This window comes from Microbispora sitophila, assembly GCF_014892245.1.
Taxonomy (GTDB): domain Bacteria; phylum Actinomycetota; class Actinomycetes; order Streptosporangiales; family Streptosporangiaceae; genus Microbispora; species Microbispora siamensis.
This window is the reverse complement of record NZ_JADBGC010000005.1, coordinates 276950-295266: the sequence shown is the minus strand read 5'-3', so window position 1 is coordinate 295266 and position 18317 is coordinate 276950. Positions and strand designations below refer to the sequence as shown.

Sequence of the window (18317 nt, the reverse complement as noted above, 5' to 3'; positions counted from 1 at the left end):
CCCGGCGGCATCCGCGGCACGCCGCGGACGGTTCTTTGCCGATCCGCCCCCCAACGCCGACCCTTCCCGGGGGCGCGGGTTACCGTGCGCGGCGCGGCGCGCCCTGCGGCGAGACCGGACGGGACGCTCGTTTAGGGTGCGGACATGAGCGTTCTCGAGATTCCGGTGACCACGATCGACGGCGAGAGCACGACCCTCGGCGACCTGCTGGGCGGCGGGGCCGCCCTGGTGGTCAACGTGGCGTCCAGGTGCGGGCTGACCCCGCAGTACGAGGGCCTGGTCGCCCTCCAGCGGGCATACGCCGGCCGGGGGTTCACCGTCGTCGGCGTGCCGTGCAACCAGTTCATGGGCCAGGAGCCCGGCTCCGCGGAGGAGATCAAGGAGTTCTGCTCCACGACCTACGGCGTGGACTTCCCGCTGCTGGAGAAGACCGAGGTCAACGGCCCGGAGCGGCACCCTCTCTACGCCGAGCTGACCGCGGTTCCCGACGCGGAGGGCGAGGCGGGCGACATCCAGTGGAACTTCGAGAAGTTCCTGGTCGCCGCCGACGGCCAGGTGGTGGCCCGGTTCCGCCCCCGCGTCGTCCCCGAGGCCCCGGAGGTCACCGAGGCCATCGAGAAGGTCATCTCCTAGGGACTGAGACCTTGGGCCCGCAGCTCGCCCGTACGACGAGCTTGGTGGGCAGTGTGACGGCCGGAGGACGCCTGCCCTGCCGCAGCACGAGTTCGGCCGCGCGATAGCCGATGTCCTGGGCCGGCTGGGCGATCACCGTCAGCGGCGGGGAGCACAGCTCGGCCCAGGGCACGTCGTCGAACATGATGAGCGACACGTCCCTGGGGATGCGCACGTCCAGCTCGCGGGCGGCCAGCACGGCCGCCTCGCCCAGCACGTTGCCGCCCGCGATCACCGCGGTGACGTCCGGCCGGTGCTGCAGCAGGCCCGCGGCGGCGGCGTAGGCGGAGTCACGGCTCGACCGGGCGTGCACGACCAGATCCCGGTCGGCGGGCAGGCCCAGCGAGGCGATCGCGGCGGTGAACGCGGCCACCCGCTGCGACTGCCCATGCCGGCCGAGGTAGGCGATCTTCCGGTGGCCCAGCCCGGCCAGGTACTCCACGGCCGTCAGCACTCCCGCCCGGTCGTCGGGCACCACGCTGGGCACGTCGTCGCGCACCCGCCGGTCGGCGAACACCACGTTCAGCCCCGCGCGCAGCGCGGGGGCCCACATCTCCCCGTCCCCGGACGGCACCGCGATCAAGCGGTCCATGCTCTGCTCGATGAGCGTGCCGATCAGTTCGGCCTCCCGCTCGGGGTCGTCGCCGGTGACCCCCACCGTGACGGGCTCGCCGTACGAGCGGGCGCACGACAGCACGCCGTCGGTCAGCCGCGCGTAGAAGCTGTCGGTGATGTCGGGGACCAGCAGGCCGATGCCGCCCGTCCGCTGGCGCCTCAGGTTGCGTCCCAGCGCGCTCGGCCGGTAGTCGAGCCGCGCCGCCGCGGCGAACACCTTCTCCCGGGTCTCGGCGCTCGCCGAGCCACCCGACAGGACCCGGGACACGGTGGCCACCCCGACCCCGGCCGCCTCCGCCACTTCCTTGATGGTTATCCGCCGCTGCGCTGGACCGCTCATGGAAACGATTCCATCATGGTTCCATCGGTTGTGTCACCGAAATCTTGACAATATGCGGTATTTCACGGGACAGTCTTGAAAACGTATCCACTCCCTCTTGTCTCGGAAGCGCGAAGGACTGGCATGGCTTCTATCGTTCTGAACAACGTCGACAAGATCTACGCGGGCGGGGTCAAGGCCGTGAACGGCCTCAACCTGGAGATCAAGGACGGCGAGTTCATGGTGCTGGTCGGCCCGTCGGGCTGTGGCAAGTCCACCGCCCTGCGGATGATCGCCGGCCTGGAGGACATCAGCGGCGGCGAGATCGTCATCGGCGACCGTGTCGTGAACCACCTTCCCCCGAAGGACCGCGACATCGCGATGGTCTTCCAGAACTACGCGCTGTACCCGCACATGACGGTCGAGGAGAACCTCGCCTTCGGCCTCAAGCTGCGCAAGATGTCGAAGCCCGAGATCCAGAAGCGGGTCAACGAGGCCGCGCGCATGCTCGGCCTGGAGCAGTACCTCAAGCGCAAGCCGGCCGCCCTGTCCGGTGGTCAGCGCCAGCGTGTCGCGATGGGCCGCGCCATCGTCCGCGAGCCCCAGGCCTTCCTCATGGACGAGCCGCTGTCCAACCTGGACGCCAAGCTCCGTGTCTCCATGCGCGCCTCGCTCAACCAGCTCCACGAGAACCTCGGCGTCACCACGGTCTACGTCACCCACGACCAGGTCGAGGCCATGACCCTCGGCGACCGTGTCTGCGTCCTGCGCGACGGCGTGCTCCAGCAGGTGGACACCCCGCAGAACCTGTTCGACGACCCGGTCAACCTGTTCGTCGCCGGCTTCATGGGCTCCCCGTCCATGAACTTCAGCTACGCCGAGCTGATCCGCGACAACGGCGGCGCGGCCGTGGCCTTCGCCGGCTACCGTCTCCCCGTCCCCGACTCGACCTTCGCCGAGAAGCCGGGCCTCGACCGCTACATCGGCCGCAAGATCATCCTCGGCATCCGGCCCTCCGACTTCGAGGACGCCGGCTCGGCCAGCGGCAACAGCGCCGGGTGGGTGCGCATCCCGGTCCGCGCCAACGTCACCGAGGAGCTGGGCTCGGAGATCAACGTCCTGTTCACGATCGACGCCCCGCCGGTCGAGCACAAGGACACCGTGGCCGCCGCCCACGACGGCGACGACGAGGAGACGACGCTGCCGCTGACCGGCGACAAGTCGCTGTGGACCGCGCGTGTCAACGCCCGCAGCCACGTCCGTCCGGGGCAGGAGATCGAGCTGGTCGTCGACACGCACAACCTGCACTTCTTCGACGTCGACTCGGGCCTGTCCATCGGCCACGAGGCCAACATCGGCCGCTGACCCCGGTCACCCCCGCCGTACTACGGGCGGCGGGGGATTTCCGGCGGAGCGGGGGTGCGGCACGCGCCCGCGCGGCCGATCGTCGTCGGCCGGCGTCCACAAGGACGTCCACGCCCGCCTCGGGCGCGGTCGGTCAAGGTCGTGCCGGAGGCGCGCGTCAGTCGAGTCGTGCCGGAGGCGCGCGTGGACAAGGTCGTGCCGGAGACGCGCTCGGTCAAGGCCGTGCCCGTGGCGCGCGTAAGTCGAGATGTACCGGAGGCGCGCGTAGACGAGCAGCGTGACGGCGGTCGCGGCGGTGACCGCCGCCGCGGCCCCCGCGGGCACCCAGCCGAGCGCGACCGCGAGCCCGGCCGTCCCGGTGCCGGCCGAGACGCCGCACAGGGCGGGCGCCGCCTTCCGTGCCGGCCCCGCCGGCCGGCTCGCGTCGCGCCGCGGTCCGTGGACGGCGTAAACCCCGGCGCCCACGATGGCCGCCAGCGCCGGCAGCAGCAGCCCGGCCGTGACTGTGGCCGGGCCGCGTCCGGCCGTCAGCCCGGCGGCTGTGCAGGTCAGGACGAACCCGGCGAACAGTGAGCCGGACGGCCCGAGCCGCACCCTGCCCCGGGCCCTGCCGTACGGGAGGGCGCCGAGGCACGCCCCGGCCAGGGCGGCCGCGAGCACCGCGAGGGACGGGTCGCCCAGCACGAGCGCCGTCCCGGCGAGGAACACGCCGGTGACGGCGGCGACCGCGGCGAGCGCGCCGCCGAGCCGGTCGAGCAGCCCGTACGCGTTGGTCATCGCGACGATCCACATCACGCTGACCGGGCCGTCCAGCCAGTCGCCCGTCAGCGTCACCTGCACGCCGCACAGCACGACCCCTCCCGCCGCCACCGACTCCACGATGAGCCGCGTGGCGAGCGGCAGCGCGCCCACGTCCGCGATGAGCCCGAGCAGCGCCACCGCCGCGGCGGCCAGCAGGACCGCGCTCACCCTCCGGTCCGGCGCGCCCAGGGCCGTCATCGTGCCCGCCACCGCGGCGCCCGCCGTGGCCGCCGCCAGCGTCACTCCGCTCAGGTAGGGGACCGTACGGCGCACCGGGCGCAGGCCCGCGACGGCGAGCAGGCAGGCGGCCGCTCCCGCGAGCGCGGGCGCCAGCGCCGGAAGGGGCGTCATCGGCTGCTCACCTCCGACCGCGTCGCGCCGCGCAGCGCCCGGTAGAGGGCCTCGGTGTCGGCCACCAGCCGGTCCACGCAGAACGCCCGTCCGGCCCACGCGCGGGCCGACTCGCCCATCCGCCGCGCCAGGCCGGGGTCCACCAGCAGCCGTACGACGTGGTCGGCCATCTCGTCGGCGTCCGGCTCGGTCAAGAACCCCGTGCGGTGGTCCATGACGACCTCGGGGACGCTGCCGACCCGCGTGGCCACCACCGGCAGGCCCGCCATGCCGGCCTCCACGAGCGCCAGCGGCGTGCCCTCGCTGTCGGAGGTGAGCAGGACCACGTCGGCCGCGGCGTACACGGTCTCGACGTCGCGCCGCCAGCCGAGCAGCCGGAAGGAGTCCCACATCGGCATGACGGCCCGCTCCACCTCCTCCTTCAGCTCGCCGCTGCCGCAGACGAGGAACCGGGCGCCGGGCAGCCGGGCGAGGACCGCTCTGGCGACCTCCGCGAGCCGGTCGGGCCGCTTGGCCTTCTTCAGCCGGCCGACGTAGGCGACGACCGGCGCGTCCAGCGGGACGCCCAGCGCGGCGCGGGCCCGGGCGCGCTCGGGCAGCGGGGCGAGCCCGACGCCGGGCGGGATGACGACGTACTGCTCGGGCCGGCCGATCCCGGCCGCGAGGAGGTCGTCGCGAACCCGGGCGCCGACCGTGACGAGGCGGTCGGTCATCCTCGCCAGCCGGCGCTCGGTGCGGACGTAGACGGATCGCCGCAGGCGGGAGAGCTGTCCGTCGAGGAGGTGGCCGTGGTAGCTGTGCACCCGGGCCGCCTCGACGCCCGACAGCCGCACCGCGAGGCGGCCGAGCGCGCCCGCCTTGGTGGTCCTGGTGTGCACGATGTGCGGCCTGAACTCGCGCATGGCGTTCGCCAGCCGGAACAGGGCCCGGTAGTCGTCGGCCGGTTTGATCGCGCGGCCGAGGCCCGGCACCCGGTGAACCGGAATCGTCGCGTCGCGAAGCTGCAGGTGGTCGCCTTCGCCGCCGTCGACGTACCCGGTGTACAGGCGATGGTCGAACTCCACCGGGCTGAGCCGCTCGCACAACCCCGTGACCTGGGTGGCGGGACCGCTCACGTTCATCCGGGCGATTATCTCCATGACACGAATCCGGTCGTCCGGTTTCATGCTGGCTCCTCCCTGATCATGTCGGAGAAGCTAGCCCGCGGTCCCACCGCCGACGGGTCGCCCGGACGCCGCCGGAAGAGACTTTTCCCTATCCGTACCCAAGCCTTACAGCCGTCCCGTCCGCCAATCCCGGGGGCGGCGGCGGGGTCGCTCCTACAGTTCGTAGCGTGGCGGAGAAGCTGGTGGTCGTGGGCCAGGGCCCGGCCGGGCTGCCCCTGGCGATGCGGGCCGTGGAGGCCGGGTTCCGCGTCGTCGGCCTCGACGAGGACGAGTGGCGGGTCAAGCGGCTGAACGCGGGGGAGCCGTGTGCCGAGGGCGTCGGCGCGGGCGCGCTGGCCGCCGCGCACGCCTCCGGCCGGTACGCGGCCAGCGCCGACGCGGCCGACGCCTCCGGGTTCGACGTCTGCGTGCTCACCTCACCCGTGCGGATGCGGAACGGCGCGCCCGACCTCGGCCCGCTCGGCTCGGCCGCCGGCCGGATCGCCCCGTACCTGCGGCCGGGGGCGACCGTGGTGCTGGAGGGCACCGCCTATCCCGGCACCACCGAGGAGTTCGTACGGCCGCTGCTCGAACAGGGATCGGGACTGCGCGCCGGGGACGACTTCCACCTCGGCCACAGCCCGCACCGGGCCGAGCCGGGCAACCCGCGCTGGCGGCTCGGCAACACGCCCAAGGTCGTCTCGGGCGTCGGCCCGGCCTCGCTGCGGGCGGTGACGGACTTCTACGGCAGGCTCGTACGGGAGACCGTCCCGGTCTCCTCACCCCGGGTGTCGGAGCTGTGCGCGCTGCTGGAGAGCGCCCGCGCGCACGTCGGCGCGGCTCTGGCGAACGAGCTGTCGATCTTCGCCGCGCACCTCGGCGTCGACGTGTGGGAGGCGGTCGAGGCCGCCGCCACCACGCCCTTCCAGCATGCCGCCGCGGCACCCTGCCCCGGGCTCGAGGACTCCTGCCTGCCGCTCGACGTGGCATACCTGCCGTGGGGGATCCGGCGCGGCGTCGGGCGGGGATTCCGGCTGGTCGAGGCGGCCAACGACGTCAACGCGCACATGCCCGCCCACGTGGTCGACCGGCTCTGCCTCGCGCTCAACCGGAGGTGCCGCTCGATCAGGGGCAGCAGGATCCTGCTGCTCGGGCTGTCGCCGGTCGAGGTCGCCAAGACGCTGTGCCGGCTCGGCGCCCGGGTGCGGGCCGCCGACCCCATGGCGGAGGACCTCGTCGTACCGGCCGGGGTCGAGATCGTCGAGCCGGACGCCGCCGAACTGGCCAGGGCCGACGCGGTCGTCGTGCTCGGCGGGCAGGACTGCTACGACTACGACCTGGTCCAGCGGGCCGGCCGGTTCGTCTTCGACACCCGGGGCCGCTGCCGCGGCCCCAACGTCGAACGGCTGTGACTCAGCGGTAGCGCAGCCGCGCCATGCGGCCGACCAGGTTGAGCGGCAGGAGCCTGGCGAGCGCCGCGACCGCCTTGTAGCGGGCCGACGGGACGCTCACCCAGGCCCCGCGGGCCAGGTCGCGCATCGCGTCGGCGGCGACGCGGTCGGCCGACAGCCACGCGAAGGGCGGCAGGCCGGACATGTCGAGCTTGGCCCGGTCGTGGAACTCGGTGCGCACGAACCCCGGACACAGCGCCATCACCCGCACGCCGTGCCGGTTGACCATGTTGGCCGCCGAGGCGCTGTAGTTCACCACCCACGACTTCGTGGCGCTGTAGGTGCCGCCGGGGAGGAACGCCGCGACCGAGGCCACGTTGATCACCCCGCCCCGCCTCTTGGACATCATGTACGGCAGGGCCGCCCGGGTCAGCCGCAGTACGGCTTCGCAGTGCAGCCGCAGCATCCGGACCTCGTCCTCCACGGGGGTGTCGAGGAAGCCGCCGGGGTGCCCGAACCCGGCGTTGTTGACCAGCAGGTCGATGCCGGAGCGCAGCCGCTCCTCGGCCGCCGCCATCCCCTCCTCGGTGGTCAGGTCGGCGCACAGCGGCTCGACCGGCACGCCGTACCGCTTGTGCAGGGCCTCGGCGGAGGCGGCGAGCCGCTCCTCGTCGCGGGCCACCAGGACCAGGGAGAATCCGTCGGCGGCCAGGCGGCGCGCGAAGGCGGCGCCGATCCCGGCGGTCGCGCCGGTGATGAGTGCGGTGGGCATGACGGCAGCGTACCCACCGCACGGGTCCACTCGTCCGGCCCCGTGGCGGCGGTCACATCTCGGCGGTGCGGCTGATGAGCTCCTCCACCTTCGCGCTGAGCCGGGCGGCGCGGGGCCACCCGGCGTACAGGGTGAGGAACACGACCGTCTCGCGCAGCTCGGCCGGGGTCAGCTCGCCCGAGCGCAGGGCGGTGTCGAGGTGCAGTTCGAGCATGTCGTCCATGTCCTGGCCGACGAGCAGGCCGAGCAGCAGCAACCGCCGTTCCCTGACCGTGAGGACCTGCCGGGACCACACCTCGGAGAACATGCGCTCCGCCGTCACCCCGAAGAAGCCGTCCGGCCCCTCGCCGGTGCCGTCTTCTTCGTAGACCTGCTTCATGTTCGCCAGCCTTCCCACGGTGATTCCTGACGGCATGCAACAAGTTGTCGTGTTCGAGGCAGTCAGGTGTTACATGATCTGCTCATCCGACGCCTGTCGATCTCACCGCGCGGGTCTCCCCCTGCTTTCGTCGGTCGTCGTTTGGGTATCGCCATCAGAGGGCCGTCAGGGGGCGGGTGCCGGTACCGGCCGGGCGATGCGAGCAGCCTCCGTATAACAGGAAGAGCCAAGATCCGAGAAAGATTTGGTCTAGTTTCCGGCCCATCGCAGATTTACCGTTGAGAGGGATAGTTGGAAAACGGGCACTACTACCTCGTAGACCCGCAAAGCGGAGGTTGGGCCCTGGTGGAAAGACCGCGGGTAAGGACCGGGGTGGTGGGAACGGTCGTGGGGGCGGCGGTGGCCGCCTCCTTGCTGTCCGGCTGTGCCGGCCCCCAATACACCTACGTACGGGACGATTCGGGCGACACCTACTTCAAGGTCCCCGTGTCATGGCGGCAGATCGACCAGAAGACGCTCGACAAGGAGTTCTTGGGCGACGCCGAGTCGGCCACCGCGCAGCTCGCGAAGCAGGCGGTGTGGACGAGGGCCTTCGACGCGCACGCCAATCCGTCCCTCGGGCATCTGCTGCAGGGCTCGGCCGGGGCCGAAGACGAGCCGTTCGTGTTCGCCAAGGTGGAGAAGCTCAGTGAGGACGCGCAGAACGCGGTGTCGCTCAACGATCTGCGCAACTCCGCTCTCATGCCGGTGGCGCTGCCCAAGGAGAAACGGCAGCAATTGGAGGCGCAAGGCCTTTCGGGCTTCGAGTTGCTGGTCGACGAGGTGCTGCCGGTCGCGGACGGCGTGCGGGGGGTCCACAGCGTCTTCAATTACAGCCTGCTGGACGGGCCGGTGCAGACGTTCGACAAGACCGCCTACCTGTCGGCCGACGGGACGACGGTCTCCACTCTTCTGATCCGCTGTTCGCCCGCGTGCTACCGGAAGCGGGCCGCGGAGATCGCCACTGTCGTCAAGTCCTTCAAGGTCAAGCACCTCATCAACCCGTGAAGGAGCCCCTCATATGAGCACGGCCCTCCCGCCGAAGCACCACGAGGGGCTTCGCGAGCCGGGGTCGGGTCCGGTGGACCGCGACCCCGTCACCAGGAAACGTCTGCCGCTGTGGGACCGCACCAAGTTCCTGATCCTGCTCGCCGTCGCGTTCGGCGTGCTGCTCTGGAACCAGATCGCGACGTACGAGGGCATCATCTCCCTCTATGACGCCTTCGTGATGACCGTCCGTGACTCGTCCTGGGTGCTGTGGCTGGCGGGCATCGAGGTGGTCCGGCAGATCCACTTCCTCATCAGCGAGCGCTCGCCCGGCTACCACCGGTTCTGGACGCACAAGGTCTTCGGCGGCTGGAACCGCTGGACTCACCGCAGGTTCAACGACTGGAACCGCTACCGAATCGCGCGGGCCGTCAAATGGGTCGTCTGGATCGCGGTCATCGCCCTGGTGCTGGGCAAGCTGCAGCAGGTCTCGCCGCTCGAGGCGCTGTACAGCGTGCCGGCCACCGTGTGGGGCTTCCTCCCCATGGCCCTGCAGCTCGTACTGATCATGGTGGTCGCCGTCGGGCAGTTCGTGGCGATCTTCTGGTTCCTGTCGCGGGGCGGCGTCGACGTCTACTATCCCGACGACATCAAGACGCGCTTCTCCGACGTCTGGGGCCAGGACCACGTCGTCGAGCGGGTCAAGGAGAACATCGTCTTCCTGGAGAAGCCGGACGAGATCGAGGCCAGGGGCGGTTACGTGCCCAGCGGCATCCTGCTGTGGGGCCCGCCCGGCACCGGCAAGACGCTGATGGCCGAGGCCGTCGCGGGCTCCACCGGCAAGCCGTACGTGTTCGTCGACCCGGGCGCGTTCATCAACATGTTCTTCGGCGTCGGCGTCCTGAAGGTCAAGTCGCTGTTCCGCAAGCTGCGCAAGCTGGCCCTGCGATACGGCGGCGTCATCGTGTTCTTCGACGAGGCCGACTCGCTCGGCAACCGCGGCGCGCTCGCGCAGGGCGGCCCCGGCGGCTGGGGCAGGTCGGTGCCGGCGCCGTTCGAGAACTCCGGCTGCCACGGCTTCGCCTACCTCGACCCGCACACGCGTACTGCGCTCGGCCGTCACGCCGCCGGCCCGGCCGCCGAGGCCGCGCCCCCGCGGATGCCGCGCACCGGCGCCTTCGTCAACCGTCTGATGTACGGCGGCGGCATGGGCGGCGGTGGCGGCATGGGCACGCTGGAGGCGCTGCTCACCGAGATCTCCGGACTGAAGAAGCCGCGCGGGTTCGTCAACCGTTACGTGCGCAGGCTGCTCGGCATGCGGCCCAAGCCGCCGCCGAAGTACCGCATCCTCATCATGATGGCCACCAACCTGCCCGAGGCCCTGGACGAGGCGCTGCTGCGGCCCGGCCGCATCGACCGCATCTACAAGGTCGGCTACCCCTCCAAGGCAGGCCGGATTCGCACGTACAAGGGCTACTTCGACAAGGTCAGCCATCAGCTCACCGACGAGCAGATCGACAAGCTCGCCACGATCACGCCGTACGCCACGGGCGCGACGATCAAGGACCTGGTCAACGAGTCGCTGATCACCGCGATCCGGGACGGCCGGGAGACCATCACCTGGTCGGACGTCATGCGCGCCAAGCGGCTCAAGCAGCTCGGGCCGCCCGAGGACGTGGAGTACATCGAGCGCGAGCGGCACGCCGTCGCGGTCCACGAGGCGTGCCACGCCGTCGTCGCCTACCGCACCCAGCACCACCTGGAGGTCGACCTCGCGACGATCGAGAAGGGCGCCGACTACCTCGGCATGGTGGCCAGCATCAAGCCGGAGGACCAGTTCACCCGGTGGAAGTCGGAGTACGAGGCCGACATCATGGTCTCCCTCGCCTCACTCGCGGGGGAGCGGATGTTCTTCGGCGAGGACAACTCCTCCGGCGTCTCGAGCGACCTGCAGAACGCGACCGCGATCACCGGGCTGATGGAGGCCTACTGGGGCATGGGCATCGGGGTCGCCTCGCTGCCCGCCCTGCAGGAGCTCGGCCTGCGCGAGGGCAAGGCGGCCCAGCCGCAGCCCGGAGGCGGCGGCATCGGCTTCACCGGCACTCCGGCGGGCCGGCGCGACGAGATGGTGCCCGACATGCTTCCCGAGCGGATCGAGTTCAACCTCAGCCGGCTGCTGGAGAAGACGGCCGAGTTGCTGCGCGAGAACCGCCGCGAGGTGCTGTCGGTCGCGCACGCGCTGGAACAGCACAAGACGCTCAACGGCGACGACGTGGTCGCGGTCATCGAGGGCAGGATGGGCCCGCTGATCGACGGCAGTGCCTACACCTCCGACGAGTTCTACGAGGAGATCGAGGCGTACCACACGGCGGCGGTGGCGGCCCACAAGGCGCACAGCGAGGTCCCGGTCGAGCTTCCACTGCCCCGGACGCGGGTGATCGAGGCGTCGGTCGTGGCGGCGTCCTCGGGTGGCGCGCCGGTGCTGGTCGCCCCGCCGCCGAACGGCACGGCCGGCGGAAACGGGCACGCCCCGGCGGTGCAGCCGGGGGTGGCGCAGCCGGACTTCGTGCCGTGGAACGGCACGCAGCCACCGGTCTCCCCGGCCCTGCCGCCCGGGCCGTCGCCCGCCGCGCCGTCCCGCACGTCGCACGGCGCGCTGTGGGCGGTCGTCGGCGTCGTCGTGGCGGTGGTGCTGCTCACGCTGCTGGGGGTGCTGCTGTTCGCCTCGCCGCGGGGTGCGGCCGGCGCCGGGGGCGCCGCCGCCTTCGGGGGCGTGCCCGCCGGCACGGCCGTCCTGCTGACCGTCGCGCTGGTCGCGGTGATCGGCGGCATCGCGGTCGCGGTCCTGCTCGTCCGCTCCCACCAGGCGGGGCGGCGGCGGGCCGAGGAGGCCAGAGACCGGGCGGCCGAACGAGCGCAGTTGCTCGCGGCGGCCATGGACCCCGAGGTCGCGATGCGGCTGCTCGGCTACGACGGCAGGCGAGGCCCGGAGGCCTGAGACACCCTGCGATCCGATCCCCGGCGGGCCGTGCCCGCCGGGGATCGGCGTTTCCCGGCCCATTTTGTATCAGAAACTTAATTAAGTTACTGATATAGTTGCGCGCGTGCCGGAGATCGCCGAGCTGAGCATCGCCCGCCTGACCCGCGTGCTCGAAGACTTCACCCGCATGCACATCCGGCTGCCCGCGGAGCGGCGGCTGAGCTTCACGACCCTGTCCGTGCTCCACACGCTGGCGGGCGACGGCCCCAAGCGGCTCACCGAACTCGCCGGCAGCGAACAGGTCACGCAGTCGGCGATCACCCAGATGGTGACCAAGCTGGAGCGCGAGGGCCTGGTGGAGCGTCAGCCCGATCCGTCGGACGGCCGGGCGGTCCTCGTCCGCATCACGGCAGCGGGCGCCGCGATCGTGGACGGACGGCGCGCCGAGCGCGTGGCCCGGCTCTCCGAGCTCGCCGACGGGCTCACCGAGGCGGAGCGGGCGGCCATCGCGGCGGCGCTGCCCGCGCTGGCCCGCATGGTCGAACTGCACGACGACTCCCGCGTGGACACGCCGCGCGACAGTGCGAGGAGATGACGATGAGCCCCACGACCACCCCGTCCGCCGCGAGCCGGCCGTTCCCCCTGGAGCCCGCGCCGATCCACGTGCCGGACGACGCGCTCGCCGACCTGCGGCGGCGCCTGGAGCTGACCCGCCTGCCCGACGACGCGGGCAACGACGACTGGCGCTACGGCGTGAACGCCGCCTACCTGCGGGAGCTCGTCGACTACTGGCGCGACGGGTACGACTGGCGGGCGGCCGAGGCCGCCATCAACGCCTACGAGCACTACCGGGTCGAGGTCGAGGGCGTGCCGGTCCACTTCATGCGCAGGCCCGGCGCCGGTCCCGACCCCACGCCGCTGATCCTCACCCACGGCTGGCCCTGGACGTTCTGGCACTGGTCCAAGGTCGTCGATCCGCTGGCCGACCCGGGCGCGTACGGCGGCGACCCGGCCGAGGCGTTCGACGTGATCGTCCCCTCGTTCCCCGGCTTCGGGTTCTCCACCCCGCTGCCGAACCACCCGGACATGAACTACTGGAAGGTCGCCGACCTCTGGCACACGCTGATGACCCGGACCCTCGGCTACGAGAGGTACGGCGCGGCGGGTTGCGACGTCGGAGCCCTGGTGACCGGACAGCTCGGCCACAAGTACGCCGGCGAGCTGCACGCCATTCACATCGGGTCGGGCCAGAAGCTCACGTTGTTCAACGGCGACCGGGGCTGGGACCTCAGCGGAGGCAGGCCCATCCCGGACGGCCTGCCCGCCGACGTCCACGCCCAGGTCGTCGCGTGGGAGAGGCGGTTCGCCGTCCACCTCGCCGCGCATGTGCTCGCTCCGAGCACGCTCGCCCACGGGTTGTCCGACTCACCCGCCGGAATGCTCGCCTGGGTGCTGGAGCGCTGGGCGAACTGGAGCGACAACGGCGGCGACGTCGAAACCGTCTTCACCAAGGACGACCTGCTCACCCACGCCATGATCTTCTGGGTGACCAACTCGATCGGCACCTCGATGCGGACCTACGCCAACAACAACCGCTATCCGTGGACTCCGTCCCACGACCGGCAGCCGGTCGTCGAGGCCCCCACCGGCATCACCTTCGTCGGCTACGAGAACCCGCCCGGCGTGAGCACGGACCAGCGTGTGCGGCACTTCCTCGACGGCGACCGGGCCGGCTGGTACAACCTCGTCAACCTCAACGCCCACGACCGCGGCGGCCACTTCATTCCCTGGGAGATCCCGGGCGAGTGGGTGGACGACCTGCGGCGCACCTTCCGGGGCCGGCGCTGACCGGTCTTCCGGCTCCGGGTCAGATCCGGAAGCCCAGATCAGGGGTGATCTCCGCCACGTCCATCTGGGCCTTCTGCAGGCGACCCGAGTAGTCCCAGTTCATCGCCTGCCAGCGGGTGAACTGGTCGAGCACCCACATGCCGCTCTGCCTGCTGCCGTTGCCCGACTTGCCGTTCCCGCCGAACGGCAGGTGGGCCTCCGCGCCGGAGGTCGAGTTGTTGACGCTGACCATGCCGGCCGTGACGCCCTCGCGGAACCGGAACACCGCCTTCGGGTCGGTGGTGTAGATGGACGACGACAGGCCGTATCCCGGCCGGTTGGCCAGGTCGATCGCCTGCTCGAGGGTGGAGAACGTGGTCACGCCCACGATCGGGCCGAACGTCTCCTCCAGGAACAGCCGGTCGTCGGGACGGACGCCGTCCACCACCACCGGGTGGTAATAGAGGCCCTCGCCGTCCATCCGGCCGACCGGGCCCGGCAGCACGGTGTGGTGCGGCTGGATCCAGCCCAGGTACTCCTCGTATCGCTCGGCGAACTTGTGGTCGAGCAGCGGGCCGTACAGCACGTCGCCGTTCGGGTCGCCGATCTTCGCGTCGCGCACGGCGGCGGTGAACCGGCGCAGGAACTCGTCGTGGACGTCCTCGTGGACGATGACCGTGCCGAGGGACGTGCACCGCTGCCCGGCGGTGCCGAAGCCCGAGAACAGTGCGCCCTCGGCGGCGAGGTCGAGGTCGGCGTCCGGCATGACGACCATCGGGTTCTTGCCGCCGAGTTCCAGGCAGGGCGACTGCAGGTGCCGCCCGCACAGCTCGCCGACGGCTCGGCCGACCGCGCTCGACCCGGTGAAGCCGACCTTCTGCACGGTGCCCTCGCCGAGCGCGCGGTCGAGACCCTCGTACGTCTGGCCTCCGTCGGCGAAGACGACGTTGAGCACGCCGTCGGGCAGCCCGGCCGCCGCGAACAGCCGGTAGAGCGCGTGCGCGGAGGCCGCGGCGTACTCCGCGGGCTTCCACACCACCGCGTTGCCGCACAGCAGCGCCGGGACCAGATACCACGAGGGGACGGCCACCGGGAAGTTGCCCGCCGTCACGACCGCCGCCACGCCGACCGGGACACGGAAGGTGAACAGACTCTTGTCGGGCATCTCCGACGGCACGGTCTGCCCGTAGAGGCGGCGGCCCTCGCCCAGGAAGAAGTCGCAGGTGTCCACGATCTCGCGGACCTCGCCCAGCGCCTCGGCGTACGGCTTGCCGATCTCCTCGGTCACCAGCCGGGCCAGCGCCTCGGTGTTGGCCTCGACCAGGCGGCCGATCGAGGCGATCACCCGTCCGCGCACCGGCGCGGGGACGCGCGCCCACTCCCGCTGGGCGGCCGCCGCGGCGCGGCAGGCGCCGGCGAAGTCGTCCGCGTCCGCGAGCAGGACGGTCGCCACCGTCTCCGCGGGCCGCGCCGGGTTGACCGACTCGTACGGCGTGCCCGAGGAGAGCTCCTCACCCGCGACGACGGAAACGATCTGCCGAGCCACCGCTGACCTCCGGAAGTGTTGCTGCTGCCGAGCCTCGATTACACAGTATTTCCGCCCGCGGCGCCCGGCGACAGCCCCTCCTGGAGGGCGACCGCGGCGGCCTGGGTGCGGCTGGTCACGCCGAGCTTGGCCAGGATGTTCGATACGTGCACGCTGACCGTCTTCTGCGAGATGAACAGCCGCTCGCCGATCTCCCGGTTGGCCAGGCCGTCCGCGACGTGGGCCAGCACCTCCCGCTCGCGCGCGGTGAGCGCGGACAGCCGCCCCGGCTCCCGTGCCGCCCCCGGTGGCTCCCCAGTCGTCATCTCCCGCGCGTCGCCGTCGTAGGCGGCGGGGGAGGCCGTGAGGGTGGTCGTGGGGGTGCTCGCCGTCGGGTCGGGGAATCCCGCCCGCGTCCCGACCGCCCTGAGCGCCTCCAGGAAGGGCCGGGCCTCCAGCTCGGCGGCGACGCGCACCGCGCGCTCCCACTCGGCGCGGGCCGCCGCGCGGTCGCCCGTCCGCAGCAGGCTCTCGGCCAGGCGCCACCGCGACCGCGCCTCCTCGTACACGAAACCGAAGCCGAAGGCCTCGGTGGCACGGCGCCAGACCTCCGGGTCGGCCGTGCCGTGGGCACGGTGCCACTCGGCCTCCGCCCGGGCCAGCCAGGCGAGCCCTTCCGGCCCCAGCCGGGCGCGCGGGCCGTTCGGCCCGTTCTCCGCCGCCCACCGCGCCCGCCGCAGCAGGTCGTCGCAGGGCTCGCCGGTCCTGCCGAGGTCGGCCAGCGCCCACAGACCGGTGGCCGCGATGCGGATCAGACTGGGATCGAACGGCTCGAGTGCCGCGACGATCGCGTTGACGTGGTCGAGTGCGGTGCGCGGGTCGCCGCGCCACAGCGCCTGCTCGGCCGCCATGCCGCGCGCCATATAGCTGATCAGCGCGTCCGACCAGAAGCGCGACAGCCACCGCAGTCTCTCGTCGGCGCCCGCGCGTCCCCGGCCCACCTCGACGAAGAGGGCGAACGACGACAGTTGGGCCTCGGCCCGGGTGCCGACCCGGACGCCGAACCCTCCCGCCAGCCGTTCCGCCGTGTCCCAGTCGCCGTCCGCGTAGTGCACCAGATAGTGCAGGAAACGCAGGTCCGTGCCGAACGTGCTCCAGGTGAGACCGGTTTCCCCGGCCAGCCGTACGCCGTCCTCGGTGATGCCGGCGGCCACCGCGAGGGCGCCGTTCTCGTAGTGGATGCGGGCGAGGTTGAAACGCGCCCGCAGGTCGATGGACAGGTCGCCCGAGGGGCGGCGGGTGGCGCGCGTGAGCAGGTCGACGGCGTGCTCGACGCTGCTGCCGAACTCCTCCTCGATCAGGGCGAGCGAGACGAGGGCGCTGGCCTCGGCATCGCGGGCGCCGGTCGCCTGCGCCACCTCCAGCGCCTTGGACGCCGTCGCCGCCCCCTCCTCGAAGCGGTACTGCCGGGACAGGGCGCGGGCGTAGGTGGCCAGGGCCCTCGCCCGCAGTGGGCTGTGCGGTGCGATCTCCACCGCCTCCCGGGCGGCCTCGATCGCCTCGGCCTCGTCGGCGCCCGCGTCCGCCAGATAGTAGGAGAGCCGCTCGCCGGTCTCGGCGATCAGGACCGGGTCGCTCGCCTCCCGGCGCAGCCGCCGCACCTGCTCCGCCGCCCGGTGGTAGTCACCGCCCGCGGCCGCCGCCGCGGCGCTGGCCAGCGCTATCCTCGCCCGGCTCTCCCCGGCCAGCCGTTCGGCCTCCGGCACCTGGTCCCAGACCTCCAGCGCCCGTTCGAAGTGCCGGTGCGCCTCCGCCGGCGCGCCGAGCCCGGCGGCCAGCCGCCCGGCCTCCACCGACGCCCGCAGCGCGCCCGGCAAATCGTGCCCGGCGAGGTGGTGATGGGCCAGCTCGGCGGGGGCGCCGCCGCGTTCGGCGAGCAGCGCGGCGAACGCTGTGTGCAGACGGGTCCGCTCGCCCGGCAGCAGGTCGTCGTAGACGGCCTCCTGCAGGAGCGCGTGCCGGAACGTGTAGCCGTCGCTGCCCGCCGTGAGCAGCCGCCGCGAGACGATCTCGCGCAGCGCGTCCTCCAGCGGCAGGTCGCCGAGCCCGGTCGCGTCGCGCAGCAGGTCGTGGCCGACCCGGCGGCCGGCGACCGCGGCGACCCGCAGCACCTGGCGGGCGGTGTCCGACAGGGTCTCGACCCGGGCGAGCAGCAGGTCGGCCAGCGTTCCGGGCAGCCGCGCCCGTTCCGCGCCGGCCGCCAGCAGCTCCTCGGCGAAGAACGGATTGCCCCCGGCGCGCTCGATCACGGTCGTCAGGCCGCGTCCCGCCACCGCTCCCGCGGGGCCCTCGCCGTACCGGTCGAGGGTGGCGAGATACTCCGCCATGTCGTCGTCGGCGAGCGGCGGCAGTTCGACGGAGGTGACCAGCGGCAGCCGTCGCAGCTCGGCCAGGACCGGGCGCAGCGGATGGCGGCGGTGGAGGTCGTCGGTCCGGTAGGTGCCGACGAGACAGACCCGCTCGCGCTGCAGCATGCGGGTGAGGAAGACCAGCAGGTCGCGGGTCGAGCGGTCGGCCCAGTGCAGGTCCTCGAACACGAACAGGACCGGCTGCCGCCCGGCTACCTCGGACAGCATGTCGAGCACCGACCCGAACAGGCGCTGCTGGGCGAGTCCCCCGGTGGTCTCCTCCGCCGGGCCCGCCTCGTCGCCGGGCAGCAGCCGCCGCAGCGCGGGACGGGCTGTGACGGCCGGGCCGACCGGCCCGTCGGCATCGGCGGCGCCGCGCAGGGCGTCCGCGAGCGGCAGGTAGGGCAGGGCGTCGCCGAGCTCGGCGCACTGCCCGGTGAGCGTCACGAATCCCCGCCGCTGCCCGAGGTCGCACAGCTCGGTGACGATCCGCGTCTTGCCGATCCCCGCGTCGCCGCCCACCAGGGCGACCCCCGCGAGCCCGGCCGCGGCGGCGTCGAGCACGCCCACAAGCCGATCGAGCTCGGCGGAACGCCCGATCAGCACCCTTTGCGGCGTACGCGCAACCACGCAGGTGAGTATGACACGCGGCCCTGACAGAACCGGTCTCGCGCTTCAGCCCGCCCCGGCCTCGCGCGCCGCCGCCTCCGGCCCCGAAGCGTAACCCGAAAGGATTCTGAA

14 protein-coding genes are annotated in these 18317 nt (G+C 72.3%); 7 read left to right on the top strand and 7 right to left on the bottom strand.

Annotated features, from left to right (window positions below; all coding sequences use genetic code 11):
- Positions 1-144: 144 nt before the first annotated feature.
- Positions 145-633 carry a glutathione peroxidase gene (locus IL992_RS11455; protein WP_193203299.1) on the top strand — a complete coding sequence of 163 codons (489 nt, stop codon included), beginning with the start codon at positions 145-147 and terminating at the stop codon, positions 631-633.
- Here the strand turns inward: IL992_RS11455 and IL992_RS11450 are convergent.
- A complete protein-coding gene (locus IL992_RS11450; RefSeq protein WP_193203298.1) occupies positions 623-1627 on the bottom strand; it encodes a LacI family DNA-binding transcriptional regulator in 1005 nt (334 codons plus the stop codon). The two genes, IL992_RS11455 and IL992_RS11450, sit on opposite strands and share 11 nt — an antisense overlap.
- Positions 1628-1750: 123 nt before the next feature.
- Between IL992_RS11450 and IL992_RS11445 the strand changes: the two genes are divergently transcribed.
- On the top strand, positions 1751-2971 hold the full coding sequence (locus tag IL992_RS11445; protein WP_193203297.1) for an ABC transporter ATP-binding protein: 1221 nt from the start codon (positions 1751-1753) through the stop codon (positions 2969-2971).
- Positions 2972-2977: 6 nt separating this feature from the next.
- Here IL992_RS11445 and IL992_RS11440 read toward each other — a convergent pair whose 3' ends face one another.
- A complete protein-coding gene (locus IL992_RS11440; RefSeq protein WP_193203296.1) occupies positions 2978-4123 on the bottom strand; it encodes an MraY family glycosyltransferase in 1146 nt (381 codons plus the stop codon).
- Positions 4120-5289, bottom strand: coding sequence for a glycosyltransferase (locus IL992_RS11435; RefSeq protein ID WP_193203295.1), 1170 nt, complete (start codon positions 5287-5289; stop codon positions 4120-4122). Before IL992_RS11435 ends, IL992_RS11440 begins: the two co-directional genes overlap by 4 nt.
- Before the next feature lie 167 nt (positions 5290-5456).
- On the opposite strand from IL992_RS11435, the gene IL992_RS11430 reads away from it, so the two are divergent.
- The gene (locus tag IL992_RS11430) at positions 5457-6680 is read left to right on the top strand and encodes a nucleotide sugar dehydrogenase (RefSeq protein ID WP_193203294.1); all 1224 of its coding nucleotides are present in this window, start codon (positions 5457-5459) and stop codon (positions 6678-6680) included.
- A 1-nt stretch (position 6681) separates the two neighbouring features.
- On the opposite strand, the gene IL992_RS11425 is transcribed toward IL992_RS11430, so the two are convergent.
- Both IL992_RS11425 and IL992_RS11420 read right to left on the bottom strand, forming a co-directional pair.
- Complete coding sequence (locus IL992_RS11425) at positions 6682-7431, bottom strand: SDR family NAD(P)-dependent oxidoreductase (RefSeq protein ID WP_193203293.1); 750 nt, start codon at positions 7429-7431, stop codon at positions 6682-6684.
- Between the two features lie 52 nt (positions 7432-7483).
- Positions 7484-7828, bottom strand: coding sequence for a carboxymuconolactone decarboxylase family protein (locus IL992_RS11420; RefSeq protein WP_319018488.1), 345 nt, complete (start codon positions 7826-7828; stop codon positions 7484-7486).
- A 357-nt stretch (positions 7829-8185) separates the two neighbouring features.
- Between IL992_RS11420 and IL992_RS11415 the strand changes: the two genes are divergently transcribed.
- From IL992_RS11415 to IL992_RS11400, 4 genes are all read left to right on the top strand, one after another.
- The gene (locus IL992_RS11415) at positions 8186-8857 is read left to right on the top strand and encodes a hypothetical protein (protein ID WP_193203291.1); all 672 of its coding nucleotides are present in this window, start codon (positions 8186-8188) and stop codon (positions 8855-8857) included.
- A gap of 13 nt (positions 8858-8870) precedes the next feature.
- Complete coding sequence (locus IL992_RS11410; RefSeq protein WP_193203290.1) at positions 8871-11834, top strand: AAA family ATPase; 2964 nt, start codon at positions 8871-8873, stop codon at positions 11832-11834.
- Positions 11835-11940: 106 nt separating this feature from the next.
- Entirely contained in the window at positions 11941-12411 is a 471-nt protein-coding gene (locus tag IL992_RS11405; protein ID WP_319018487.1) for a MarR family winged helix-turn-helix transcriptional regulator, read from the top strand.
- Positions 12412-12413: 2 nt separating this feature from the next.
- A complete protein-coding gene (locus IL992_RS11400) occupies positions 12414-13664 on the top strand; it encodes an epoxide hydrolase family protein (protein WP_193203289.1) in 1251 nt (416 codons plus the stop codon).
- Positions 13665-13683: 19 nt separating this feature from the next.
- On the opposite strand, the gene IL992_RS11395 is transcribed toward IL992_RS11400, so the two are convergent.
- Both IL992_RS11395 and IL992_RS48285 read right to left on the bottom strand, forming a co-directional pair.
- Positions 13684-15189, bottom strand: coding sequence for an aldehyde dehydrogenase family protein (locus IL992_RS11395; protein WP_193203288.1), 1506 nt, complete (start codon positions 15187-15189; stop codon positions 13684-13686).
- Positions 15190-15227: 38 nt separating this feature from the next.
- Positions 15228-18206, bottom strand: coding sequence for a helix-turn-helix transcriptional regulator (locus IL992_RS48285; protein ID WP_193203287.1), 2979 nt, complete (start codon positions 18204-18206; stop codon positions 15228-15230).
- Positions 18207-18317 lie beyond the last annotated feature (111 nt).

Excerpts from the sequence above, each read along its gene's own strand:
- IL992_RS11455 (WP_193203299.1), top strand. The coding sequence starts at position 145 with ATGAGCGTTCTCGAGATTCCGGTGACCACGATCGACGGCGAGAGCACG.
- IL992_RS11450 (WP_193203298.1), bottom strand. The coding sequence starts at position 1,627 with ATGAGCGGTCCAGCGCAGCGGCGGATAACCATCAAGGAAGTGGCGGAG.
- IL992_RS11445 (WP_193203297.1), top strand. The coding sequence starts at position 1,751 with ATGGCTTCTATCGTTCTGAACAACGTCGACAAGATCTACGCGGGCGGG.
- IL992_RS11440 (WP_193203296.1), bottom strand. The coding sequence starts at position 4,123 with ATGACGCCCCTTCCGGCGCTGGCGCCCGCGCTCGCGGGAGCGGCCGCC.
- IL992_RS11435 (WP_193203295.1), bottom strand. The coding sequence starts at position 5,289 with ATGAAACCGGACGACCGGATTCGTGTCATGGAGATAATCGCCCGGATG.
- IL992_RS11425 (WP_193203293.1), bottom strand. The coding sequence starts at position 7,431 with ATGCCCACCGCACTCATCACCGGCGCGACCGCCGGGATCGGCGCCGCC.
- IL992_RS11410 (WP_193203290.1), top strand. The coding sequence starts at position 8,871 with ATGAGCACGGCCCTCCCGCCGAAGCACCACGAGGGGCTTCGCGAGCCG.
- IL992_RS11400 (WP_193203289.1), top strand. The coding sequence starts at position 12,414 with ATGAGCCCCACGACCACCCCGTCCGCCGCGAGCCGGCCGTTCCCCCTG.